The organism is Campylobacter canadensis (assembly GCF_013177655.1).
Classification (GTDB): Bacteria; Campylobacterota; Campylobacteria; order Campylobacterales; family Campylobacteraceae; genus Campylobacter_E; species Campylobacter_E canadensis.
In genome coordinates this window covers 262,888-287,933 of sequence record NZ_CP035946.1, presented here as the reverse complement: position 1 = coordinate 287,933, position 25,046 = coordinate 262,888, and the positions used below count along the sequence as shown (strand labels likewise).

Annotated in this window: 24 protein-coding genes; 14 read left to right on the top strand and 10 right to left on the bottom strand. The window is 27.6% G+C overall.

From position 1 onward, the window contains the following. Nucleotides 1-28: 28 nt before the first annotated feature. Nucleotides 29-445, bottom strand: coding sequence for a single-domain globin Cgb (gene cgb / locus CCANL266_RS01345; protein ID WP_172230310.1), 417 nt, complete (start codon nucleotides 443-445; stop codon nucleotides 29-31). A gap of 214 nt (nucleotides 446-659) precedes the next feature. Between cgb and CCANL266_RS01340 the strand changes: the two genes are divergently transcribed. Genes CCANL266_RS01340 through CCANL266_RS01320 form a run of 5 tightly spaced genes read left to right on the top strand, consistent with a single transcriptional unit; the run spans nucleotide 660 to nucleotide 5,968 of the window. Continuing rightward, entirely contained in the window at nucleotides 660-2,474 is a 1,815-nt protein-coding gene (locus tag CCANL266_RS01340) for a TonB-dependent receptor domain-containing protein (protein WP_172230307.1), read from the top strand. A 9-nt stretch (nucleotides 2,475-2,483) separates the two neighbouring features. Then, nucleotides 2,484-3,428, top strand: coding sequence for an ABC transporter substrate-binding protein (locus CCANL266_RS01335; RefSeq protein ID WP_172230304.1), 945 nt, complete (start codon nucleotides 2,484-2,486; stop codon nucleotides 3,426-3,428). Nucleotides 3,429-3,431: 3 nt separating this feature from the next. Then, nucleotides 3,432-4,235, top strand: coding sequence for an ABC transporter permease (locus tag CCANL266_RS01330; protein ID WP_172230301.1), 804 nt, complete (start codon nucleotides 3,432-3,434; stop codon nucleotides 4,233-4,235). Then, the gene (locus CCANL266_RS01325; protein ID WP_172230298.1) at nucleotides 4,228-4,923 is read left to right on the top strand and encodes an ATP-binding cassette domain-containing protein; all 696 of its coding nucleotides are present in this window, start codon (nucleotides 4,228-4,230) and stop codon (nucleotides 4,921-4,923) included. Before CCANL266_RS01330 ends, CCANL266_RS01325 begins: the two co-directional genes overlap by 8 nt. After that, nucleotides 4,916-5,968, top strand: coding sequence for an NnrS family protein (locus CCANL266_RS01320; protein WP_172230295.1), 1,053 nt, complete (start codon nucleotides 4,916-4,918; stop codon nucleotides 5,966-5,968). The genes CCANL266_RS01325 and CCANL266_RS01320 overlap by 8 nt, the downstream gene beginning before the upstream one ends. 8 nt (nucleotides 5,969-5,976) lie before the next feature. Here the strand turns inward: CCANL266_RS01320 and CCANL266_RS01315 are convergent, their stop codons facing one another. Genes CCANL266_RS01315 through CCANL266_RS01300 form a run of 4 tightly spaced genes read right to left on the bottom strand, consistent with a single transcriptional unit; the run spans nucleotide 5,977 to nucleotide 10,423 of the window. Next, nucleotides 5,977-6,540: a TorD/DmsD family molecular chaperone gene (locus CCANL266_RS01315; RefSeq protein ID WP_172230292.1), complete on the bottom strand. Its 564-nt coding sequence runs from the start codon at nucleotides 6,538-6,540 to the stop codon at nucleotides 5,977-5,979. Beyond that, nucleotides 6,540-7,406: a dimethyl sulfoxide reductase anchor subunit family protein gene (locus CCANL266_RS01310; protein WP_172230289.1), complete on the bottom strand. Its 867-nt coding sequence runs from the start codon at nucleotides 7,404-7,406 to the stop codon at nucleotides 6,540-6,542. The genes CCANL266_RS01315 and CCANL266_RS01310 overlap by 1 nt, the downstream gene beginning before the upstream one ends. Next, a complete protein-coding gene (locus CCANL266_RS01305; protein WP_172230286.1) occupies nucleotides 7,393-8,049 on the bottom strand; it encodes a DMSO/selenate family reductase complex B subunit in 657 nt (218 codons plus the stop codon). Before CCANL266_RS01305 ends, CCANL266_RS01310 begins: the two co-directional genes overlap by 14 nt. Nucleotides 8,050-8,059: 10 nt before the next feature. After that, on the bottom strand, nucleotides 8,060-10,423 hold the full coding sequence (locus CCANL266_RS01300; protein ID WP_172230283.1) for a DMSO/selenate family reductase complex A subunit: 2,364 nt from the start codon (nucleotides 10,421-10,423) through the stop codon (nucleotides 8,060-8,062). A gap of 208 nt (nucleotides 10,424-10,631) precedes the next feature. Between CCANL266_RS01300 and CCANL266_RS01295 the strand changes: the two genes are divergently transcribed. Continuing rightward, nucleotides 10,632-11,138, top strand: coding sequence for a hypothetical protein (locus CCANL266_RS01295; RefSeq protein ID WP_172230281.1), 507 nt, complete (start codon nucleotides 10,632-10,634; stop codon nucleotides 11,136-11,138). Next, nucleotides 11,099-11,641: a hypothetical protein gene (locus CCANL266_RS01290; RefSeq protein ID WP_172230279.1), complete on the top strand. Its 543-nt coding sequence runs from the start codon at nucleotides 11,099-11,101 to the stop codon at nucleotides 11,639-11,641. Before CCANL266_RS01295 ends, CCANL266_RS01290 begins: the two co-directional genes overlap by 40 nt. 10 nt (nucleotides 11,642-11,651) lie before the next feature. Here the strand turns inward: CCANL266_RS01290 and CCANL266_RS01285 are convergent, their stop codons facing one another. Then, nucleotides 11,652-12,512, bottom strand: a complete 861-nt coding sequence (locus CCANL266_RS01285; RefSeq protein WP_172230277.1) for a hypothetical protein — start codon at nucleotides 12,510-12,512, stop codon at nucleotides 11,652-11,654. A 148-nt stretch (nucleotides 12,513-12,660) separates the two neighbouring features. On the opposite strand from CCANL266_RS01285, the gene CCANL266_RS01280 reads away from it, so the two are divergent. Then, nucleotides 12,661-13,011, top strand: a complete 351-nt coding sequence (locus CCANL266_RS01280; RefSeq protein ID WP_224316142.1) for a cupin domain-containing protein — start codon at nucleotides 12,661-12,663, stop codon at nucleotides 13,009-13,011. A gap of 36 nt (nucleotides 13,012-13,047) precedes the next feature. Then, on the top strand, nucleotides 13,048-13,479 hold the full coding sequence (gene bcp, locus CCANL266_RS01275; RefSeq protein WP_172230275.1) for a thioredoxin-dependent thiol peroxidase: 432 nt from the start codon (nucleotides 13,048-13,050) through the stop codon (nucleotides 13,477-13,479). Nucleotides 13,480-13,504: 25 nt separating this feature from the next. Here the strand turns inward: bcp and CCANL266_RS01270 are convergent, their stop codons facing one another. Further along, nucleotides 13,505-14,851, bottom strand: a complete 1,347-nt coding sequence (locus CCANL266_RS01270; protein ID WP_172230273.1) for an SLC13 family permease — start codon at nucleotides 14,849-14,851, stop codon at nucleotides 13,505-13,507. 186 nt (nucleotides 14,852-15,037) lie between these two features. On the opposite strand from CCANL266_RS01270, the gene CCANL266_RS01265 reads away from it, so the two are divergent. The 5 genes from CCANL266_RS01265 to CCANL266_RS01245 all read left to right on the top strand — a co-directional run bounded on the left by CCANL266_RS01265 (nucleotide 15,038) and on the right by CCANL266_RS01245 (nucleotide 21,164). After that, on the top strand, nucleotides 15,038-16,153 hold the full coding sequence (locus CCANL266_RS01265; protein WP_172230271.1) for a PrpF domain-containing protein: 1,116 nt from the start codon (nucleotides 15,038-15,040) through the stop codon (nucleotides 16,151-16,153). Continuing rightward, nucleotides 16,150-17,616, top strand: a complete 1,467-nt coding sequence (locus CCANL266_RS01260; protein ID WP_172230269.1) for a DASS family sodium-coupled anion symporter — start codon at nucleotides 16,150-16,152, stop codon at nucleotides 17,614-17,616. The genes CCANL266_RS01265 and CCANL266_RS01260 overlap by 4 nt, the downstream gene beginning before the upstream one ends. 89 nt (nucleotides 17,617-17,705) lie before the next feature. Then, nucleotides 17,706-19,679, top strand: a complete 1,974-nt coding sequence (locus tag CCANL266_RS09640; protein ID WP_172230266.1) for a methyl-accepting chemotaxis protein — start codon at nucleotides 17,706-17,708, stop codon at nucleotides 19,677-19,679. Nucleotides 19,680-19,725: 46 nt separating this feature from the next. Beyond that, nucleotides 19,726-20,463: a DUF5718 family protein gene (locus tag CCANL266_RS01250; RefSeq protein WP_172230263.1), complete on the top strand. Its 738-nt coding sequence runs from the start codon at nucleotides 19,726-19,728 to the stop codon at nucleotides 20,461-20,463. Nucleotides 20,464-20,474: 11 nt separating this feature from the next. Further along, entirely contained in the window at nucleotides 20,475-21,164 is a 690-nt protein-coding gene (locus CCANL266_RS01245; protein ID WP_172230260.1) for an HAD family hydrolase, read from the top strand. 745 nt (nucleotides 21,165-21,909) lie between these two features. On the opposite strand, the gene fusA is transcribed toward CCANL266_RS01245, so the two are convergent. The 3 genes from fusA to rpsL form a co-directional block, all read right to left on the bottom strand. Then, the gene (fusA, locus tag CCANL266_RS01240) at nucleotides 21,910-23,985 is read right to left on the bottom strand and encodes an elongation factor G (RefSeq protein ID WP_172230257.1); all 2,076 of its coding nucleotides are present in this window, start codon (nucleotides 23,983-23,985) and stop codon (nucleotides 21,910-21,912) included. Nucleotides 23,986-23,997: 12 nt separating this feature from the next. Beyond that, nucleotides 23,998-24,468, bottom strand: coding sequence for a 30S ribosomal protein S7 (gene rpsG, locus CCANL266_RS01235; RefSeq protein ID WP_172230254.1), 471 nt, complete (start codon nucleotides 24,466-24,468; stop codon nucleotides 23,998-24,000). 75 nt (nucleotides 24,469-24,543) lie between these two features. Then, nucleotides 24,544-24,951: a 30S ribosomal protein S12 gene (rpsL, locus tag CCANL266_RS01230; RefSeq protein ID WP_172230251.1), complete on the bottom strand. Its 408-nt coding sequence runs from the start codon at nucleotides 24,949-24,951 to the stop codon at nucleotides 24,544-24,546. Nucleotides 24,952-25,046 lie beyond the last annotated feature (95 nt).

Here is a 25,046-nt window from a genome sequence, read left to right as displayed (position 1 = left end):
TATTTATTTTAAAAGGTTTATCATATCATTAATAAAGTTTTTTTTCTATATTGATATAAAATTCAGCAATTTTGCTATAAGCAACTTCCCAAGCTTTAAGAGTGTCTTCGTCAGGATTTAAAAGATTTTTAATAGCCTTTAAAAGGCAAGCTCCAACTATAGGATAATGCTCTTCTTTAACCCCTAAATTAACATGAGTTATGGCAACTTTATCAACAAAGCTTCTCATATTTTCTAAATTTTCTATATTTTTAGCCGCCATTAAAATCGCCATCGCTAAAGCTTTTGGTTGCTCTCCTGAAATTTGTTTTTCCATATTAAACATAGGCTTTACCTCAGGATAATCATTAAACATTATTTTATAAAACTCATTGCTTAAATCTACTCCATTTTTTTGCAAAATAGGTACACAATCTTTAATGATTTGAATTTGTTCTTTTGTCATAATTTCTCCTTTGTAATGTAAAAAAGATATTTTATATCCTAAAAAGGAGAAAAAAATTGACTTGTGTTAAAATTAAGATATTTATAAGAAATTTTAAAAATGATTCAATAATCAAAGTTTTATATTTTTAGAAAGTATTTAAATTTTATTGATTTGAATCATTAATTTGAAAATGATTATTAGTTATGCTTTCATTTAAAAAGGAGGATTACTTATGAAAAAATTATCATTATTGTGCTTATTTATAGCTAGTTTAAAGGCAGATGTTATTTTAAATGAAACAATAAATCCCTTAAAAACATTTTCCCCGCCGCCACTAATTAAACCACTTGATAAATATTATTTAGAAAATCAATATGATTTAACGAATAGGGTAAATTATTTAGATGATGAGCTTAATAAAACTTATAATTTTACTACAGCCTTATTTCACAATAGTTTTTACAATTCATTTTTGTTTAAAACAAAAGAAGCAAAATATTATTCTATATTTAATATAGCAAACACTAAAGCAAATTCATACAAAGATGCAGGTGGTAAAAAAATTGATTTTGCTTATAAAAGATTTAATTTAGCTGCAATTTTAGGCTTTACACCAAATGAATTAAATGATACAAAATTTGTATTTTTACAAGATGATATAAAAGATGATAAACAAGCACACTATCAAATGGACCCTGTAAAAACTACAAGAACAATATATATGCTAAGCCATAGATTAGGACAAAGCGATTTAAGCAACACCTTAAATATTAGTTTTAAATATATTGATTTTTTAAGAAAGGCTAATAATTATAAATTAAGAACTGCAATGCAAAAAATGAGAATGCAAGTTGATAAAAATAGCTTTAATACTGATATTAGTTATGATAAAGATTTTAATAATTTTCATACCCAATTAGGATTATCTTATTTTTACGATACTCATATTGCAAAAAGATTTGCCAATGATATTTTAAATGCTTACAAATATCCAGATGTAAAGACAAATGAATATGTTTTTTATATAAATAATTATTATAAAATTAGCGATTTTAGTAAAATTAATTTTGCATTAAATTACACAAAAAATATTGCAAAGACCACAAAACAAGATATTAAATTAAGTAATCCTAGTGCTAAGTCAGCATTTTTTCCTAATTCAAATAATTTATGGCAGATGTATTATGCAAAAACTTTTAATGGTAAAATTACTCAAAATGCTTTAAATTACGCTATAGGATATGAATATGATGATGGACTAAACAAAGCCTTAATTGATTATAAAAGACTTTCAAGAATGCCTAATAATTTAGAAAGATTTACAAGTATTTTTGCTCCAATTTCAACTAATATAAATGTATCTAATCCTTTTATAAAGCCAGAAATTCATAATTTGATTAAATTAGATTTTGCCTTTAAAAATGAAGCTTATAAAGATTATTTAAATTCACTTTTTGAAAATGGCTATTTAATAAATGCTAAAATTAGTTTTGATAAGGTGCAAGATTTAATAATCTTTGATAGAGCAAGAGCTAATAATTCTAATAAAGGCGATGGAGCGGTTATTTCAAGAAATGTAAATGCTTATTTATTTAGCTCTAAGCTTAGCTTAAATTATAATTTTTTAAATCATTTTGGTACTAAAATCGCATTAACTTATAATTACGGACAAAACACAAGCGATAAAAGAGCTTTATATCAAATAAGACCATTTGAAATAAATGCAAAAATTGATTATAAAAACTATTTTAGCAATGGGCTTTATACAATAGGTGCTGCTTATAGATATGCGTTTTCTCAAAATAGAGGAGATTTTGAAAAAAGTAATGGACTTGGAATTGATAAAAAGCTAGGTGGATTTGGGGTGCTTGATTTGTATTCTAATATCAAATTTAAAGATACTTTTAGCATAACTTTTGCAATTAACAACCTACTTAATAAAAAATATCAAGAATTTATAAGTCCATATCATGTGGAATCTTTTAAATATTTAAATATAAATGCACCAGCAAGAGCAATTTATGCAAAATTTAACGCTAGTTTTTAAGGAGATTTTATGAAAAGAAGAGAATTTTTAAATATTTGTGCAGCAGGATTATGTGTTTTAAATGCACCAAATTTATTTGCAAACAATCATTATAAAATATTTGTAGCACCATCAATTCCAAGCATAACAATAGCAAAAGCTGCTTTAAATAGAGTAGATACAAGTGTAAAAGTATGGAAAAACCCTGATGAATTAAGAGTAGGTGTAGCAAGTAATAAAATGCAAATAATGATGAGCCCTACAAATGTATGCACTATGCTTTATAATAAAGGTTTTGATGTTGGATATGTTAATTTTCTAACCACACTGCAAACTTCATTAATAAGCAAAAACAAGGCTATAAATGAATTAAAACAATTAGTAGGCAAAAGTATAATTTTACCTTTTAAAAACGATATGCCTGATATTATCTTAAGAACTTTATTAAAACATTTAGGGATTGATTTTAATAAAATTAATTTTATTTACACAAATACTCCACCCGAAGCCTTAGCCTTATTTTTAAGCAAGAATGAAATTGATGCAGCCTATTTGCCAGAGCCAATGGCAAGTGCAGCTAAGCTAAAAGCAAAATTAAAATCAATTAATATTTATGATGGAATTTCAAGTGATAAATTATGGAAAGAATGCTTTAATGAGTCTATATATCAAGCAGGAATAATAGCAAATCATAAATTTTATGAAGAAAATAAATCGTATTTTATAAGTTTAGAAAATGATTTAAAAGCATCATTAAAGTGGATTTTGCAAAATAAAAGCGAAGCAGCATTAATCGGTGCAAATTTATTAAATGCTCCGCAAAAAGCAATTGAATTATCAATTAATAATGCAAATTTATGCGTAGAAAATGCAAAAGATGTAAAAAAAGAAGTTTTAGAATTTTTAAAAATAATCCATGAATACAATCCTGCCTTAGTGGGTGGCAAAGTGCATGATGATATATTTTTAGGATAAGTTATGTTAATTACTAATAATAAAAGCATTAATCGCTCATATTTTACTAGAATGCTTGATTATTGCTTTTCTAGTTTTATTAGCATTGGCGTTTTTTTTATTTTTTTAAGCCTTTGGCAAATTGCTAATTATTACACAAGCGATTTTATTTTAGCAAATCCACAAAATGTAATATTAAAAGCTTTAGAAATTATTAAAAACTATGATGAATTTGATTTAATAATTAGCTTAAAAAGAGCTTTTATTGGCTCTTTTATAAGTCTTTGTTTAGGTATTGTTTTAGGTATAATTTCATATAAATTTAAAACTTTTTTATTATTTATAAAGCCAATAATTTCAATAAATCTTAGCATTGCGCCTATTGCTTGGGTGGTTTTAGCCTTATTTTGGTTTGGCTTTAGTGATTTTAGTGTAATTTTTGTTGTGATTATTTGCACTTATGCTTATACATTTTCTTGCACGCTAAACGCTTTAAATGATATTCCTAAAGGACTTAAAGATATGGCAAAAATATATAAATTCTCTAAAAAATCACTTTTTATAAATTTATATTTACCCTTTAGCCTAGCTCATCTTTTACCAGCAAGTTTAATTTCAATTAGCAATGCTTTCAAGCTTACAATAATGGCTGAATTATTAGGTGCAAATAACGGCATAGGTTCAAAAATAGCCGATGCAAGAAGCTTTTTGGAAAATGATGTGGTTTTGGCTTATTTATTAATATGTGTAGTTTTTTTAGCAGCTTTTGAGTTTTTAATAATTAAAAATTTAGAGCTAATAATTTACAAGGATAAAACAAATGTTTAAACCCCTCATCTTAGATATTCATAAGCTAAATTACGATATTGCAAATATAAATATTGTAAATAATTTTTCTTTAAAAGTGCATTTAGGAGAAATTATTGTTTTACTTGGGGCAAGTGGTTGTGGAAAAACTAGTATTTTAAACACCATTGCAGGAATTAACAAGGCTTATTTTGATAAATTTTTTATGCAAAAAATAAATATTTCTTATGTCTTTCAAGAAGCAAATTTAATACCTTTTTATAATGCTTTTAAAAATATAAAATTAGCAAATAATAAACTTAATGATGAAGAAATATATAAAATACTTTCATTGCTGAATTTAAACAAAAACGACGCTTTAAAATATCCAAATGAGCTTAGCGGTGGAATGAAAACTAGAATTAATTTTGCAAGAGCAATATTAGCCAATCCTACATTGTTATTATTAGATGAGCCTTTTAATGGAATTAATTATGAATTAAAAGACTTTTTGATTAATTTTTTAATCACTTTTATAAAAAATAACAATAAAAGTGCAATTATGGTAACTCACGATAGATTAGAAGCCTTAAAAATAGCTGATTATATATATTTTTTAGGTAAAAACTCTTACGTGAAAAAAATCATCAAATTAGATACCGCACAAAGCAAAAGAAATGATGATTTTTATAAACAATACTTAAATAATTTTGAGCTTTATTATGAATAAAGAAATATTTTTTATCCCTATGAAATCATTTTTTTTATTATGTAGCATTTCTTTTAGTTTGGGTATTTTTGTATATTTTTTTAGTGATGATTTTTATAATAATCATATTTTTTTATTTTTTGATATTGCTTTAAGTGCTGCATACACAGGCTTTATTTTAACTGCCTTACCAGCTTGGCTAGGTTTTAATAAAACTCTTAAAAATATAAATATATTTTTACTTTTTTTATTTTTAACATCAGCTTTAACTTATTTTATAAATACTTTTTTTGCGATGTTTTTTATGTGTATTTTTTGGCTTAGCCTTAGTTTTATTTGTTCTTTTATGTGTTTTAAGACTAAAAATTTTAATAGCTTAATATTAATTTTATTTGGATTTTGCTTTTTAAAATTCGCTTATTTTTTTACATTAAATACTGATTTTTTAAAAGCACTAATTCATCTTAATTCAGCTGCTATTATGCTTATAAATTTTAAAATTTCTATAGCAGTCTCAAGAAGTGCTTTAGATGAAAAAAATTATAAAGATTATCATTTTATACCCAATGTTTATTATAAAAATCTTAGCGTATTTACTTTGATTTTACTTAGTATTTTTAGTGTTATTTTTAGCAATATAGATTTAAAATTTTTATATATTGCAAGTGCATTTATGATTTTTGCAAGGCTTAAGGATTTTCATCATAAAGAGCTTTTAAAAACTCATTATGTATTATTTTTATACATAAGCATATTTATTTTAGGACTTGCTTACTTAATTTATGGATTAAATACTACTAGTGCTAGTTTGCACCTTATTTTTCTTAGTTCAATTTGCATAAATATTTTACTGGTTTTTAATATAGCAGGTTTAAGGCATAATGGCTTAGTTTTAAGATTTTTTAAAAGGACATATTTATCCTTTATATTATTATTTTTAACTTTGCTATTACGATATTTAAATATTAATGACTTTGCTATAATTTGCCTTTTTTTATCATTTATTATTCAATTTTTTATGCTTTTAAAAATATTTTTAAATAATTCTTTTTTACAAGATGCTTAAAAACCTTGCTAGAACAAGCAAGGTTTATTTTCTCTTTTAAAAAAATCTTTCATTAGCATTATTAAAGCTTTGTAAAAATTAGATTTTGCTTTATTATAAACATCAAAACTCCACATATTAAACCAAGTAAAAAATTCTTCTTTTAAGAATTTTTGCAAAGTTATATCATCTTGTTTTTTGATTAAAAAGCTAATGAATAATAATTCATTTATCAAGCTATCTGCAGGTTCTTCGTTTAAAAAAGAAAAAAAGTTATTTTGCATAAAAATTTGCTTAACTTTATCGGAATTATCTGAATAAATTTCTTTATTTTCATCAAGATAAAAAGAAGCAAAAGGCGGTGCTTTTACATAATCAACATCGCTTAAAAACAAAGAAGTAAAATCACTCGCTATTAATTTATCATCTTCGTTTGAAGATGATAAAAGCTTTAAAGCAGCATATTGCAATTTAGTATTATTTTTTAAAAACCAATTTTGCCAAAACTCTTCTTTTTTAAGCTTTTTTAACAAAATATTTTTTGGCGGATTTTGCAAAAAATTAATAAAAATATCTATTGCTAAATTTTTCATTAAAACTGCCCTAACATTATTTGAGTGTTAATTAAGCCATAAAATAGCATTCTTGTTATAAAAACACCTAAAAAAGCGCTAAATAAAGCAAAATAAGCAAAGAATTTGCTTTTAAATTTTTCTTGCAAATAATTATGCAAATACCAAGTAACAATACTAAGCCCTAAAAAGAAAAATGAAAGCGATATAAACCAAATATAAGCTCCGCTTAAAAGTTCAAAAGGATTAACAAGCCCCATAATCCAAGTTTGCCCTACATGCAAGGTTTGTAAAACTATAGCTGTGCTTAAAAGCCCTATTCCTATAAGTCCTGCAAAAAAAGACATTTTTCTTTCGTGTTCGCCATTTTCAAAAAAGCAATAATAAACAATAGCACCTAAAAATATAGCACTAGCAAAAAAATAAAGCAAAGTGATTTTAAAATCCCAAGTAGGCACGCTTTCTTGCATAGCACCATACGCTCCACTCATAAAAAAAAGTCCTAAAATTCCACTTAGTAAAACAAAGAAAAATAAAAAAGTATTTGTTTTAAAATAAAGTAAAAAAGACAAAATACAAAATAAGCCTAAAAATAAGATTTCATTATTCATCCAGCCTATGTGCCATTCATTATTTGCATAAAAAACACCCATTCTATTTAGCACATTAAAAATATGCGTAATATCATTTAAATGAAAAAATGAAGGTATAAATGCAACAAACATTGCTAAAGTTAAGCAAAGTCCAAAAGATTTTAAATTCGCATTATTTTTATAACCATTTATAAACGCAGGTGCATAAACTAAACTAAGCCCAACAACCGCTTGAGCAAAAATTGTAAAAAACACTAAAGGCATTTCGCTAAAAATATGATTAAACGATGTCATAATTTACTCCTTGAATATTTTGCGGTAGGTGAAAAATTGCACTTTTATTACCTGAAGGCAAACTATGTTTTTCAGGCACTATACATAAATTAGGTCTTGTTATGTTTGCATTAGGTAAAGGTGTGATAGAGGCTAAATTTCCATATTCTTCTCTTAGTTTTGCTATATCACCTGCTTTTAAAGCTCTAAAAGGGCAAGAATCTACGCAAATTGGATTTTTACCTTCTTTTAATCTTTCATAACACCCATTACATTTGCTCATATGTCCTGTTTTTTCATTAAATTGTGGTGCACCATAAGGACAAGCCATAGCACAAGCCTTGCAGCCTATGCACATACTTTCTTCTACTATCACTACGCCCCATTTTACCTTCATCGTTGCACCAGTTGGACAAGCTTTAAGACAAGATGGATTAGAACAATGATTACAAGATATAGAAGTGTAATAAGCAAAAACATTTTGCTCAAAACTTCCATCTTCTTTAGCTGTCCAATTTCCCCCTTCAGTTTCAAACACACGGCGAAAATTAACTCCCACAGGCATATCTTTATAATCCTTGCAAGAAAGCAAGCAAGTCCTACAACCTACGCATTTGCTTTGGTCTAGCATAAAGCCAAATTGTGAATTTTCTTCTAATTTCATCTTTTTCTCCTTAAACTTTTGCAATTTCAACTAAAATAGAATGTTGAGCGTTTCCTTTAGAAATAGCCGTTGGCAGCAAACTTGCTAAAGAATTTACACAAGTTCCAACATCAATACCATTTTTAAACTTAGCCCAAGCACCTTGTGGAGTTACTGCACAACCTGGTATGATTTTTGGAGTAACTTTTGCTATGCCTTGAATTATTCCTAAATCGTTTCTTACTTGCACCACATCGCCCGTTTTAATATTTCTTTGTTCTGCATCTATGGTATTTATCCAAATTTCTTGCGGATTAGCTTCTCTAATTTGTGGAATTTCCCAAAAGCTAGAATGCGTTCTGCCTTTGTAGTGATAGCCAAAAAATTGTAAAGGATACTTTTGTTTTAGTGGGTCTAAAATACCTTCTCTTTGACTTTCAAAAACAGGAATAGGCACTATTTGTTGTCCTTCTTTTAATTTCCAAGTTTTTTGCATTTTAGCTAATTCAATACTATAAATTTCTATCTTTTTACTAGGAGTTTTTAAAGGATACTTAATAGGGTCTTTTATAAAATTTTCTAGTGCAACTGCAGCTTTTACAGGCTCAAATTTTACAAGTCCTTTTTCGCACATTTTATCAAAACTAGGCAAAAGTGGATTTTTTTTCATACTTTCTTCATAAAGGTATTTTAACCAATCTTTTTGCGTTCTTCCTTCGCTAAATTCTTTTTCTATGCCAAGTCTTTTAGCAAGTTCAAGACACATTTCATAAATAGGTTTTGCTTCGCCAACTGGATTAATGGCTTTTTGACAATAAATAATATAAGGCTTATTGCTATAATATCCTGCGCTAGGTCTTATAAAATCTTCTTGCTCTAGCATAGTTGCATCAGGTAAGATATAATCAGCATAATTATTTGATGGAGTTCTTGTTACATTAATATCTACTATACACTCACACAAACTTTCATCGCTTAAAATATCATGCACTTCTTTAATGGTGCTATGCTGATTTGTAAGACAATTTCCTGCTGTATTGAAAATAAATTTAATATTTTGTTTTAATTGTGTTGTACCACGCACCCCATCACTAATATCACTCATTTGCTTACCACGATAAATAGCATCAGTAAATAAAAAACAAGGAATAGAATCTTTTATAGGATTATCACAAGGCATTCCCATAATATCATATGTTTTACTTGAGCCTGTTCTTGCTCCTGTATTTGTGCCTTCTATGCCAATATTTGCTGTAACACAGGCTAGGGTTGCTATTGCTCTTGCGCCCTGCTCTCCATTTGAATGCCTTTGTACTCCCCAACCTTGCTCAATAAAACAAGGCTTAATTGTTGCTATTTCTCTTGCAAGTTGAATAATGCGACGCTCTGGAATTTTTGTAATTTTACTTGCCCAAGCAGGAGTTTTTTCTACCCCATCACTTAAGCCTAAAACATAACTTTCATAGCTTGAGTTTTTAGCTGCATCTTGTGGCAAAGTGTTTTCACTAAAACCTATGGTATATTTATCAATAAAAGCTCTATCAAGCAAATCTTCTTTTATCATCACATAAATAAGCCCAGCAATTAAAGCAGCGTCAGTTCCTGCTGCTATAGGTATCCACTCATCGCAATGCCCTATCATAGAATCATTATATCTTGGGTCAATGTGAATTATTTTGCACCCACTTTCTTCTAAGGCTTTTTGATAAGCATAGCCTACTCCACCGCCTCCCATTCTAGTTTCAACATGATTTGCTCCAAAAAATATAGCTAATTTTGCCGAGCGTAAAGTAGCAATATCGCTAGCAAAAGATCCACCATAGAAAAAATTCATAGCATTTGAAATTTGAGCTGTAGAATAAGAATTATGATAATTTAAATAACCACCATAAAGGCTTAAAAGTCTAGCCCAAGGTCCTTTTGTGCAACGATTAATAATTGTTCCTGTTGTACCTGTTGCGTATGTAATAAAAAAGGCTTCGTTGCCGTATTTTGCTTTTACTTCTTTCATTTTAGCAGCAATTTCATCAAAAGCTTGCTCCCAAGAAATAGGCATAAATTTACCTTCGCCTCTTTTTCCCACTCTTTTTAGTGGTCTTTTTAAGCGGTTTGCATTATAAACTTTATATCTTGAGCTACGCCCTCTAATACAGGCTCTTGCTTGGCGATTATCAAAACTATCATCGCCTTCATCATCAGTGCTTACATACTTAATTACACCATCTTGAGTATGCACTTTAACAGGGCATTTTGTACCGCAATTTACATTGCAACCTGCCCATTTGCTTACAATAGGAGAAGTTTTTAGCATATTTGCACTAAGATTTACAGGGCTTAAAGCTAAGCCACCAAATAAAGAACTCCACTTTAAAAAGTCTCTTCTTTGTTGTTGCATAAAACAATCCTTATATGAAAATTAATATTTTTAAATACATAAAAATATTAAAGATTTTAAGCAAAATTAATTCCAAAAACTATTACAAAAAAGAGATAATATACCTTAATAATAGCTATTTAAATAAATTTAGTTTTTATTAAGAATACTTAAAAAATAAAATTTTATTTTTCTTTAAAAAAAATATATAATTAAATAAAGGAAAAAAATGAATAAATTAAAATATTATTTAATAAAACAAATATCAAAAATAGATTTAGTGCATAATGATAAAGATTTATTAAGTAAAAATAATGAAAAAAATCTTTATCACTTTTTAGGTAATTTAGAAAAGGAAATTGATGTTTATCATCCTTTAAATAATAATGAAAACATTTTTTATGTAAAAATAATTGATATTTATTATTTAATAGAAGAAAAAATTATAACTTTAGATGAGATTATTGAAAAAAATACAAAAATAATGGATATTTTTTCTTACAAACAAGCAATAAGATATGAAAATAATTATATGCTTTTTAGCGAAGAAAGAATATTAAATAAAAAAAATCATAACGATGTTTTATTAGCTATTTCTTATGCTTTAAGAGGAAGTCATACATTAGATAATTTACAAGATGAACAAAAATTAATTAATCAAAGCTTAGAATTTATCGTTTCTAAAAGAGGAATTTATTGCTTTTCTCCTTTTGCAGCACAAAGAAAAAAATACTAATTAATTATTTATTAGTTCTTACTTACTTAAACAAATGTATAAATTTTATAAACGAAGCTGCAAATTGTAATAAAGATAAAGATTATTTAAAAATTAGAACAAAGGTTTTAGAATTTGAAATTAAACATTTTTTTAATAATCCAGTTAAATATAATAGATACGAACTTTATGATATTTATGAAATGATTGCAACTTTTTATAAAGTAAAAGAAATTAAAAATGAATTAAAAGAACAAATTAAAGACATAGCAAAAATGGCACAAATTAATATTGAAGAAAATAAAATAAATCATAGCACATTATTTGAATGGCTAATAATAATAATTACGATATTTTCTCTTATTCCTGCTGTTGATTCTTTTAATACAATTTTTGATGTAAAGCAAAAAGAAATTACATTTATGATTGCTGGGCTTTTTATAATACTTGCAATCGCTATAATATTTTTTAAATATAAATGTAAAAAAATATCCACCTTCTTTAAAAAAATAAAAAGAAAATGAGCTTTTTAAATTAATAAAAAGCTTCAAATCTTAAAAACTTGCTATCAATAGGATAGGCACTATCATCTAATTTTTTATAAGAAAATCTAATTTTTGTACCTATGCTAGGTGGATTTTGTAAATATTCTTGTGGAATATTATTATCAATAACAATATTTATATAATTTTTTTCACTTTCACTAAAGGGTTGAAATTGCTCTTTACCCCTAACCCCTCTAACTGCATTGTGTAAAAAGAATTTACATACATAGGCTTTTAAGTTATTATCTTTATCAAAAATATAATTAGATAATATGCAATAACTTTCATAATCAGGTTCTAATTTTATCATTACATCACCCATTGTTGTTGTGTAATTTTCATCAATCTTGTGCAAAATAATACCCCTTGAGCCAGAAGCAATTAATTCATTGTAATATTGCATTAACGCTGATTTATCTTTAAAACGCTTTTGTTTTAAAATTACTATATTATCATTTGGATGCTCTTTTAAATAATTATCTAAAACCTTTAATCTATCAATTAAAGAACCTTTTTGATTTGGCACTTCAAAAACATACAATTTAACACAATTGAATTTAGAAGAATAAACATCTTTCATAATATTATCAAAACGAGTATGACAATAAAGCTCACCATCAAGTTCAAAAGGTGGAAAATCTTTTATAAATTCTTTTGGAACGCTATAAGCTAAACCATTTGAATCAAGTAATTTTTCACCATCCCAATAGCCTCTTAAACCAACTAATTTTTCACTAGCTAAATATTCTGAAATATCTATATCTTCAATACTTTGCGTTGTTGGATATATTAAAGATAATGCATGTAAATTAAAAATAATTGCAAATAATAAAAAATATTGTTTAAACATATTTTTCCTTTAAACTTATTTAATTCATTATATTTTTGCTTTTTAAGTATTTTTAAAATATTTTTTAAATTTAAATTTTTTTTATATTTTTGACCTTAATCAAAAAATAATTATTCTTTTTTAGAAAAAATAAAAAAAAGGAGAAAATATGTCGTTTGAAAATAAATACGAAGTAACAAGTTTTAATGCAGATATTAATGAATTTAAGGTTCAAGCAATTTTTAATGATTCTTATTCTAAAGAAATACAAATTCTAATGCCAAAAGGCTCAATGATGCAAGAACATAGCGCACCAGCACCTATAATAGTACAAGTTTTAAAAGGTGAAATTGATTTCATAATAGATAATAAAGCAAATAATTTAAAAGAATTTGATTGCATTAGAGTAAAAGCAAATATCGCTCATAGTTTAATAGCAAAAGATAATTCAATAATAAGATTAAGCTTATTTAAAAATGATACTTTTTCAAGGGTGTGTAGTGTAAAGATTAAGCAATAAATATTATCATTAAACAAATCAAAATTAGGAGTTTAAATGGATTTTACATTGCAAAATCAAGATGGAGTTAATATTAATTTAAGTGATTTTTTAGGAAAAAAAGTAATTTTATTTTTTTATCCAAGAGCTTTTACACCAGGTTGCACTAAACAAAACTGTGAATTAAGCCAAAATTATGATGAATTTTTAAAAAAAGGCTATGTTTTAATAGGAATTAGCCCTGATAGTGTTGAAAAATTAGCAAAATTTAAAGAAGAATACAAGTTAAATCAAATATTACTAAGTGATATCAATAAAGAAGTAGCTAAGCAATTTAACGCTTGGGGTATTAAGAAAAATTATGGCAAAGAATACGAAGGGCTAATTAGAAGCAGCTTTGTAATAGATGAAAAAGGTCAAATAATTAAAGAATATAAAAATCATAAAGCAAGTACAATTGCTGCTAAATTAGCAAAAGAACTTTTATAATTTTATCTCTATTAAAGAGATAAAATTAAATTATATTAATAAATTTTGCAAAAACTAAACAAATAATACTAATTCCCCAAATATAAAAAAAGCTAGTTTTAATATGCTCTTTAATGCTAACATTTGCCAAGCCACAACCAAGCAAGGTTGCAGGTACAACAGGACTTATAAAAGTAGCACAATTTCTAGCAACAACCATTATTATAGCAATAACGCTAGGCTCAATACCAAAAGCCTTTGTAACGCTTAAAACGATAGGCATTACGCCATAAAAATAAGAATCTGTACAAAAAATAATCGCCATAGGTACAGCCAAAATACCAACCATCATAGGAATGTAAGCACCCATATAAGATGGTAGATAATTAAGTATTAAAGCGCCCATTTTATTCATAATGCCACTTTTTTCAAAAATTCCTATTAAAATCCCCGCTCCAAGCAAGGTAATATACATCATAATAGCACTAGAACTTGATGAATCTAAAACTTTTTTTGCTATTTTTAAATTAGGATAATTAAGTGGTAAAATAATGCAAAGCCCAACCATAAAACACACATAACTTGGTAAAGCTCCACTAATTAAAAGTCCAATAACAAAAAATAAAATAAACATATTTGCAAAAAAGAATTTATTGTTTTCAAATTCACTTTCTTTTACGCTTAGATTTATATTATCTAAATTAACATTTCCTGCGCCTCTTTTAATCTCAATCCTTGCAATGATTATTGCTAATGCTAGTGCTAAAATAAGTCCAATAATTTGAATAGGATAAAGCATAAAATAAAGAGTATTTGCTTCCATTTGAATATTACTTGCTGCTCTTAGCGTAGGTCCGCCCCATGGCAAAACATTCATAATACCCATTGAAGCAGCACAAATTAACAATAAAGATGAAGCTTTCATATTTAATCTTTCATAAATAGGTAATAATGCAGGAACTACAATTAAAAATGTGGCCGCTCCACTTCCATCTAAATGCACTAAACTTGCTATAAAAACTGTTAATATTGTTACTTTATAAACATTTGCACTCATTTTAGAAAGTAAAAAATTAATAATCCTTGTAAAAAAACCACTCGCATTTAAAACAGAAAAAAACAATATTGAAAAAACAAATAAAGCTGCCGTATCGCTAACGCTTTTTACCCCATCTTTTATAAGAGTTTTTAATATTTTTAAATTAAATTCCCCACCCTTTACACCCAAACTTTCGCCTACATTAAAACCAAGTTTTTGCATAAGCAATAAAATACAAGCACAAATAAGACTAACGCTAATAAAAGCTAATGCAGGGCTTGTGTATTCTTTTAAAAGCAAATACACAATAAGTCCTAAACCAATAAAGCCTAGCAAGGCTAAAAAGATATCCATTTTCACTCCTTATATTCTTTGTAAAATGATATTTGATTTTTCTTTTTATAACTTGTTTTTTAATGGATTTTTTTAAAAATGTGTAAAAATGTAACACTTTTCTTAGCTTTTATTAAGATAACAATAATTTTATATTTATAAAATATATAATAAATGCTAACTTTTTAATATTTTAAGGAGGAGAATATGAAAGAATTTAATTGTAGCGTGTATAGAGGTGGTACTTCAAAGGCCTTATGCTTTTTAGAAAGAGATTTGCCTGAAAAATCAAGATGGGATGATTTTTTATGTGAAGCAATGGGCGGATATACAAAACAAATTGATGGAATGGGTGGAGCAAATTCGCTTACTTCAAAAGTAGCCATAATTAGCGCTGCAGATGATTGTATAAATTATACTTTTGCACAAGTTGCAATTGATAAAAATGTAGTAGATTACAAAAGCAATTGTGGCAATATCTCATCTTGCGTTGGACCTTTTGCTTACGATAGCGGTTTAATAAAAGATGAAATGCTTTTTAAAGATGAATGCGATGAAAATCATATTTGCCTTAGAATTTTTAATACAAATACGAAAAAATACATTAAGTCTCGTTTTAAAATCAAAGATAATCTTTTTGATGAAGAAGGAAATCATCAAATAGCAGGCGTACCAGGAAGTGCTAGTAAAATAGAAATATCTTTTTTAAACCCTGAAGGCTCATTAGGTAAAGGTTTATTACCTACTAAAAAACAAATTCAAACAATACAAACTTCATTTGGTCAAATACAAATTAGCATAATTGATGCTGGGGCTGCACTTGTATTTATCCAAGCAAGAGATGTCTTAAAAAATATGCTTTATGATGAAATTTCTCAAGAAGAATTAGATAAAATTGAAGAAATACGCTCAATTGCAAGTGAAATTTTAGGCTTAGCAAACCGCAAAGAAGCAACTTATAAAAATCCTGCTGTACCAAAAGCAGCCTTAGTTGATTTTTCTTATGATTATTTAGATATGAACGGGCAATTAATAACAAAACACGATAGTAATGTAGCAATAAGAATGATGAGTATGCAAAAGCCCCATCAAGCAATAGCTATTACTGGCACAGTGTGCATTGCAATGGCTAGCAAATTAAAAGATACTTTAGTTTATAAACATCTAAAAAATTGCGAGTCAAATATTTTAAAAATATCTCATCCAAGCGGAATTATTGAATGTGAAGTTTTAGATAATGAAGTAAAAATAACAAGAACGGCAAGAAGATTAATGAAAGGCTTTATTTATACAAAAAGTAATTTTATAAGGGCTATATTATGAATATTAAATATACAAGATTATTCATCATACTAATAATAGCAAGTATTTTATACTTATTTCCTGTGCTAACAATAGATGCAAATTATGTTAAAGGTTCAAATACTTTAAGTATTCAAGCTTATCACACAGCAGTATTTTTTATTAGTGTTATTGCTTGTATTATTGCTGGTGTTATGCCAATTGGCGCTATTGGGCTTATTAGTATTGCCTTATTTGCGTTAATAAATCCAACCAATGTTGCAAGTTCAAAAGAAAGTATAAAATTAGCTTTATCAAATATAAATAACTCTACTATTTGGTTAATTGTTGTTGCTTATTTAATAGCTAGAGGCTTTTTAAAAACAGGACTTGGCAAAAGAATTGCTTTGTATATGATAAAAATCTTTGGAAAAAGCCCAATAGGACTTGCTTATGGACTTATGTTTAGTGATTTAATAATAGCACCTGGAACACCATCAAACACAGCAAGATGCGGTGGTATTGTGTATCCTATTGCAAATTCTTTAGCAAGACAATACGAAAGTACACCTGAAAATAACCCTAAAAAATTAGGTACTTATCTTATGAGTTTTATTGGTAATTCAAACGACCTAACGGCGAATTTGTTTGTTACAGCAAGCAGTATTAACTTAGTTGTAATAGGACTTGCAGCTGGAATTACAGGGCATCATATTTCTTGGCTTGAGTGGTTTAAAGCAGCTAGTGTTCCAACTATTATTGGGCTTATTTTATTACCTTTTGTTGTATATGTGTTAGCAAAACCAGAACTTAAAAAAACTCCACTAGCTTCTCAATATGCAAAAGAAGAATTAATAAAATTAGGAAAAATTACAAAAGATGAATTAATTTTATGCGCTACTATGATTTTTTTATTAATACTTTGGATTTTTGGAAAAAGCTTGGGTGTAGATGCTACTACAACGGCATTATTAGGGCTTAGTATATTATTATTAACTAAGGTTTTAAGCTGGGATGATGTAAAAAAAGAAAGCAGTGCTTATGATACATTAATTTGGTTTGCAGCCTTATTAATGCTAGCAGCGCAAGTAAAAAATACAGGTTTTGTTGATTATCTTGGTTTTTGTATTAGTTCTGTTTTAAAAGAATCATTAACTGGGGTACATTGGAGTGTGATTTTAATTATTTTAAATGCTATTTTTATTTATATTCACTACTTTTTTGCTAGTGGAAATGCTAAAGTTTTAGCAACTTATAGCGTGTTTTTAACGGTTGCAATATCTTTAAATGTACCACCTTTAGCAGCTGCATTTATGTTTGCATTTTCTTGTCATTTATCTTGTTCGCTAACTCAATACACTCACGCAAAAGCTCCTATTTTGTATGGTTCTGGATATGTTCCTACTGCAACTTGGTGGAAGGTTGGTTTTTTTGTAAGTTTAATAAATCAAATCATCTTTGCAAGTGCTGGACTTTTATGGCTTAAATTTCTTGGAATTTATTAAAAAGTATTATTAGTTTTTATATATTTTTTATTGTGTTTTTATAAAAAAAAGCACAATAAAATTATATCTTTTTTAAAATAGGAGTGAAAATGTTTTTTAAAAAAGATAAAAATATAAACATAGATAATAAACAAGATATTTTAAGCTTGTATTCTAAAGTTTCTTCTTTAGATTTTAATTTAAAAGACCTTAATAAAATAATTGATGCAAAACTTGTTTTAGCTTATTCTAAACCTAATGTTGATGTACATTTATTAAGCTCAAAATTAAAATCTTTACTACCAAATAATTGTGTTTTATTAATTGCTTCTTCTGCTGGTGTTTTATGCTCTATGGATAACAACATTGCTACTAAGCATTTTTATGCAAATAGTGAGCAAGGCGATGAAGTTGCTATGATGATTTTTTCTAGCAAAATGATTGAAGATTGCTTTGTAAGCACAATAGATTTAGGATTAAATAAAAACAATGTAAATGAAAGAATAAACTATATTGAAGAGCAATTAAAAAAAATACATTTTCCATTTAAAATATCTTCTGCAAATACTATTGCATATACATTAATTGATGGGCTTAGTGCAAGTGAGAGCTTTTTTATGCAAGCAGTTTATAATGCAGCTAATATTCCTTGCTTATTTGTAGGTGGTTCTGCTGGCGGAAAGCTTGATTTTAAAAATACCTATATTTACAACAATCAAAGAGTGGTTCAAGCTTGTGCAGTTAGCGTTTATATTAAACTTAGTAAAAATTATCACTATGGAATTTTTAAATCACAAAATTTTAATACTACAAATAAAAAATTCATTGTTTTACAAGCAGATGTTTCAAAAAGAAGTATAAAAGAATTTTTAGATGAAAGCAATAATAGAGCAATAAATGTTATTGATGCTTTATGCAATCACTTTAAATGTGATATTTCTAATCTTGAAAAAATAATGCAAAATTATTCTTTTGGTATTAAAGTTAATAACGAAATTTACACAAGAGCGATTGCAAATATTGATTATACAAATAAAATTATATATTTATATTGCGATGTTGCTAGTGCTGAAGAATTAATTTTAATTCAAAGAACTGACTTTTTACAAAGCACATTAAAAGATTATGAAAACTTTAAAAGAAACAAACCAGAACCACTAGGAGCAATATTTAATGATTGCATTTTAAGAAGATTACACAATATTGATAATTTACAAAATATGAATTATTTTAATTCTTTTCCTACTGTTGGTTTTTCAACCTTTGGAGAACTTTTAGGAATTAATATCAATGAAACACTAACAGCAGTCTTTTTTTATAAAAGTGAAAAAGAAGTAAGCGATTATTTTAAAGATACTTTCGTGCAAAGATATAGTGCCTTTGTTGCATATTTTTTATCAAGGCAATTAAAGCAAATGCAACTACTAAATAGTATAAACACAACTATGTTAAACCAATTAAAATCATCTATTCCTGTTATTTCTAGTGTATCTCAAACACTGCAAGGCGCAACAAATGAATTTGCTTTAGTTCAAAACAAATTAAGTCAGGTTGGTGATAATTTTAATACTTTTTCAAATTATTTAAGCAAAAGCTTACAAGATGGTAGCGATAGTATGAATGTTGAGCAAGATATTGAACAACTGCTTAAAAATATTGATAATCTTACGAGAATTTTTGAAATTATTTCTGATGTTGCCGACCAAACTAATTTACTAGCCTTAAACGCAGCTATTGAAGCAGCTAGAGCTGGAGAATTTGGGCGTGGATTTGCTGTTGTGGCTGATGAGGTTAGAAATCTTGCTGAAAAAACACAAAGTTCTTTAAAAGAAACAAAAAGTGCTGTTATGTTGGTTGAACAAACTGTTCAAAATATTAACCATAACATAAAAGCAACTTCAAAAAATATGCTTGATGTAAATAACGCTACAAGCAATATTTCAAATCTAATTAAAGACCTAGTAAATGATGGGAATAAAATCGCACAAGAACTTAGCAAAAAAGGTAAAGCTGGACTTGAGTTAGATAAAGAGCTTGAAAAAATTAAAGTTTATGAAGAATTAATAAAATTAATAAGCAAATAAAAAACAAAGTTTAGTTATAATCATCACAAATTATAAAGGATTTGTGATGATTGATTTAAAAGAATGCTTAATTTTAGGCGTAGTTGGCAATTATGCAAAACATTTAGAACAAGCAAAAGAAGAAGAATTTTTTAAAAGTTTAAAAGTTGATAAAAATAAACCAAAAGGAATTTTTGTAATATATTCAAAAGATTGTAATAGTTTTTTAAATAGATTTTGTGTAGATAACACTTATCTTACATATAAAGATAATCTCCAAGCAGAAGCAGAATTAGCGCTTTTATGCGAAGCAGAGTATAAAAACAATTTATTATCTTCATTAAAGGTTACACATTTTTGTGCATTTAACGATGCTAGTTTAAGAATAGACGAAAATTTTATTAGCAAAAAAAAGAATTTCTCAACTAGCTCAAAGGCTTGTGGAAATTTCATAGAATTTACAAATTTTGATGATTTAGCAAAATACAACATTAGCTCTTTTGTATATAAAGATAATAATGAATACGAATATGGAAGTAAAGAGAGTGTAAAAGATTATTTATGCTATGCTGATGAATTGCTAGAATGGATTTGTAAGAATGTAAATGAGCAAAAAAATGAAGCCTCTTTAGAAGAGCTATTGCCTTATTTTAAAAATCAACCAAAGCATATTTTAATTAGCATTGGCGCAACTCCTTATAGTGAATATGCTTTAAATAATTCCTTAAAAGTAGGAGATAAGATAAAAATTATAGTTTCAAACAATATAAATAAATCAGAACTTATACAAGAAATAAAATTATAAAAGGAGATAAAATGATTATTTTTTTTGATTTAGATGGCACATTAATTGATTCAACTCAAGCTATAATAAATAGCCTTGAACTTGCTTTAAAAGATTACGGATATTCTTTTGTAGATAGCAAAGAAGCAAAAAGATTAATTGGAATTTCAACCGAAGATATGTTTAGCACACTTGGAGTTAAAGATGAAGATATTAAAAATATCGTAAGTGCCTATAGAACGCATTATGCTAAATTTTATGTAAGTCATACTCATATTTTAAATGGTGCTAAAGAAGCTGTTTTGTTAGCTCATAAAAATAATGCCACAATAGGTTTAGTAACAACTAAATCTTATGATTTTTCTAAGAAAATATTAGAAAATTACGGCTTAGATAAGTATTTTAGCGTTATTGTTGGCGGAGATGAAGTTAGCAAATGCAAACCTAATGCAGAACCTATTTTAAAGGCCTTAACAAGATTAAAATTAAATGATTTGCGTTGTGAGAATTATTTAAGTAAAGAAGAGCTACAAAAAGAATTTGATTTTAACAAAATTTATATGATAGGCGATACCACAAACGATACAAAGGCTGCAAAAAACGCTGGGGTAAATGCTTTAGTAACTCTTTTTGAATATGCGCCAAGTGATGTTATGAAAGATGAAGGTGTGCTAGTATTTAATACTCCACTTGAATGCGTAGAGCATATATTTTCTAAATAAATTTCACAAGAATTTCACATAAAAGTTTAAAGGCCTTAAAGCTTTTAAACTTGCTTAAAATGCTTATTAACAATATTTTTAGCGTATTTATATTTTTTTTTTAAAAAATAAGATAAATAAAATTTCACTATCACTTGAAATTAAAAATAATTAAAATTTTTTTATTTATATTATTAATGTGCTATTTGCAATTATTTATTTTAGTAATTTGCTGCTTTATATAAATTTACTTAGCACTCTTTTTCTAAAAATAATTAACCTCCATCAAAAAATTAAAGATTTTAAGATAATGCTTAAGTCTAAAATATTGTATAAACTAAGGTGTATATTAAAATTATGAAATTTATTTTATTTTTTATGATGTTTTATAATTGTGCTTTAATAGCATTTTGAAATTATTTTTAAGATGATATTAATATAATTTTAAACCATTAAACACTAGCTTGAAACACTTTAGTGCTATTAATTTATATATTTTTATATTACAAATTTATATCTTATTTTTAATTTGAACTCTTTTTAAATAAGTACATTAAATTCTAAAAATTTGCAGCGTGCTTTTATACTTATTAACACAATAAAATTCATTATAAAATTAACTATAAATTTTGTTTTAATTTTTATTCAATTTTTATATTTGTACATAGCAATAAATAATTTTAAAAATTATAAATTACATTTTAAGATATTAGATAAAAGATTATTTATTTAGAAAGTATAGGCAAGATTTTCTTGCCTATAAGTTTTACATATTTCTTTGTTTAATAATTTCTTCAGAAACATTTTTTGGAACTTCACTATAATGGTCAAATTCCATTGAATAAGTTGCACGACCTTGAGTTTGACTTCTAAGGTCAGTTGAATAGCCAAACATTTCAGCTAAAGGGCAAAATGCTGCAATAATTTTATTTCCGCCACGCTCATCCATACTATTTACCTGACCACGGCGTTTATTTAAATCACCAATAACATCACCCATATAATCTTCAGGAGTTTCAACTTCAACCTTCATAATAGGCTCAAGTATAACCGCTCCTGCTTTTCTTGCACCTTCTTTAAAGCCCATTGATGCAGCAAGTTTAAATGCCATTTCAGATGAATCCACTTCGTGGTAACTTCCATCAAAAAGTGTAACTTTAACATCTTCAACAGGATAACCAGCTAAAACACCGCTTTGTAATGCTTCTTGAATACCTTTATCAACTGCTGGAATATATTCTTTTGGAACAACCCCACCTTTAATATCATTAACAAATTCGTATCCACTACCTGCTTCCATTGGCTCAAGGCGTAAGAATACATGTCCGTACTGACCACGACCACCTGATTGTTTTGCATATTTATATTCTTGTTCAACTGCTTTTCTAATAGTTTCACGATATGCAACTTGCGGCTTACCTACTTCTGCTTCAACTTTAAATTCACGAAGCATTCTATCAACAATAATTTCAAGGTGTAATTCTCCCATACCTGAAATAATAGTTTGTCCGCTTTCTTCATCAGTTGAAACTCTAAAGCTTGGGTCTTCTTGTGCAAGTTTATTTAAAGCAATACCCATTTTTTCTTGGTCAGCCTTAGTTTTTGGCTCAACTGCAACTGAAATAACTGGGTCAGGGAATTCCATTCTTTCAAGAATTACTTTATCTTCTTCACTTGCTAGTGTATCTCCTGTTAATGTATCTTTAAGCCCAACTATAGCGCCAATTTCACCTGCATAAAGTTCTTTAATTTCTTCTCTTTTATTAGAGTGCATTTTTAATAAACGACCAATTCTTTCTTTCTTATCTTTAGTTGAATTATAAACATAAGAACCGCTTTCAAGCTTACCACGATAAACACGCACGAAAGTAAGTTGTCCAACAAATGGGTCTGTCATAATTTTAAATGCAAGTCCTGCAAATTCACCATCATCAGTTGATTTAACACTAATTTCACTACCATCTTCATACTCACCACGAATGTCAGCAACTTCGTCTGGAGCTGGTAAGTAATCAACAACCGCATCAAGTAAAGGTTGAACACCTTTATTTTTAAACGCTGTACCGCAGCACATTGGAATCATAGATAAATCTAAACAACCAGCCTTAATACCCTTTTTAATTTCCTCTATGCTTAATTCTTCTCCGCCTAGGTATTTTTCCATTAATTCTTCACTAGTTTCAGCAACTGCTTCAACTAATTTTGTGCGATATTCTTGTGCTTTTTCCATTACTTCAGCTGGAATTTCTATTTCTGTATAGTTTGTAGGAGTTTTATCATCTTCCCAAACATAAGCAACCATTTTTACTAAATCTACAACACCACGGAATGTATCTTCAGCACCAATTGGAATTTGAATTGGAATAGGGTTTGCTTTTAAGCGATTTTTAATTTGACTTTCAACATTATAAAAATTTGCTCCAACTCTATCCATTTTATTTACAAATACTATTCTTGGAACTCCGTATTTATTTGCTTGTCTCCAAACTGTTTCACTTTGTGGTTGAACCCCACCAACAGAACAAAATACCGCAACTGCACCATCTAAAACACGCATTGATCTTTCAACTTCAATAGTAAAATCAACGTGGCCTGGGGTGTCAATTAAGTTAATTTGATGTTCTTTCCAAAAGCAAGTTGTAGCAGCTGAAGTAATTGTAATACCACGCTCTTGCTCTTGTGCCATCCAGTCCATTGTTGCTGTACCTTCGTGTGTTTCACCAATTTTATGAGAAACACCTGTAAAGAATAAAATTCTTTCAGATGTAGTTGTTTTACCAGCATCAATATGCGCTGCAATACCGATATTTCTAACTTTAGATAAAGGAGTTTTTCTTGACATTTTATCTCCTTATTACCATCTATAGTGTGCAAATGCTTTGTTAGCTTCTGCCATTTTATAAGTATCTTCTTTTTTCTTGAATGCTGCACCTTTACTATTTGCTGCATCCATTAACTCACCTGCTAGTTTTTCAATCATAGTTCTTTCACTTCTTTTTCTAGCATTTAAAATAATCCAGCGGATTGCTAAAGCTTGTTGTCTAGCTGGGCGAACTTCAACTGGAACTTGATAAGTAGCTCCACCAACACGACGAGCTTTAATTTCTAAAACAGGCTTAACATTTTCAATAGCATCATTAAAAACATCAATACCTTTAACTTCTTTATTTTTATTACCAATGTAATCAATAGCACCATACATAATTTGAGTTGCTACTGATTTTTTACCATCATACATAAGTGAATTTATAAACTTTGTAATCACTTTACTACCATAAATAGGGTCAGCTAGAACTTCTCTAACTTGTGCTCTTCTTCTTCTCATTTTTTCCTCTTCAAATTAAAAATTTACTCAAATAGCATTGCATAAATCTAAGCAATACACCTGTTTAATAAAAAATTATTTTTTACCTTTTGTAGGAGCTGCTGCTTGACCTGGTTTTGGTCTTTTAGCACCGTATTTAGAACGAGAAACTGTTCTTTTTGCAACACCTGCAGTATCTAATGCTCCACGCACGATATGATATTTAACACCTGGTAAGTCCTTAACCCTTCCGCCACGCACTAAAACAATGCTGTGCTCTTGCAGGTTGTGTCCTTCACCACCAATATAACTAATAACTTCAAATCCTGTTGTTAATCTAACTTTTGCAACCTTTCTTAAAGCTGAGTTAGGTTTTTTAGGAGTTGTAGTATAAACTCTTGTACAAACGCCTCTTCTTTGAGGGCAATCTTTTAACGCTGGTGATTTTGATTTTACAATCACTTTTTTGCGTTCTTTTCTAACCAATTGATTAATGGTAGGCACGATGTATCCTTTCTGTAATAAAATTTAAAAAAGGTGATATTTTATTAGAAAATACTTAATCTATATTTAATTTTGCAAATAATTTAGCATTAAAA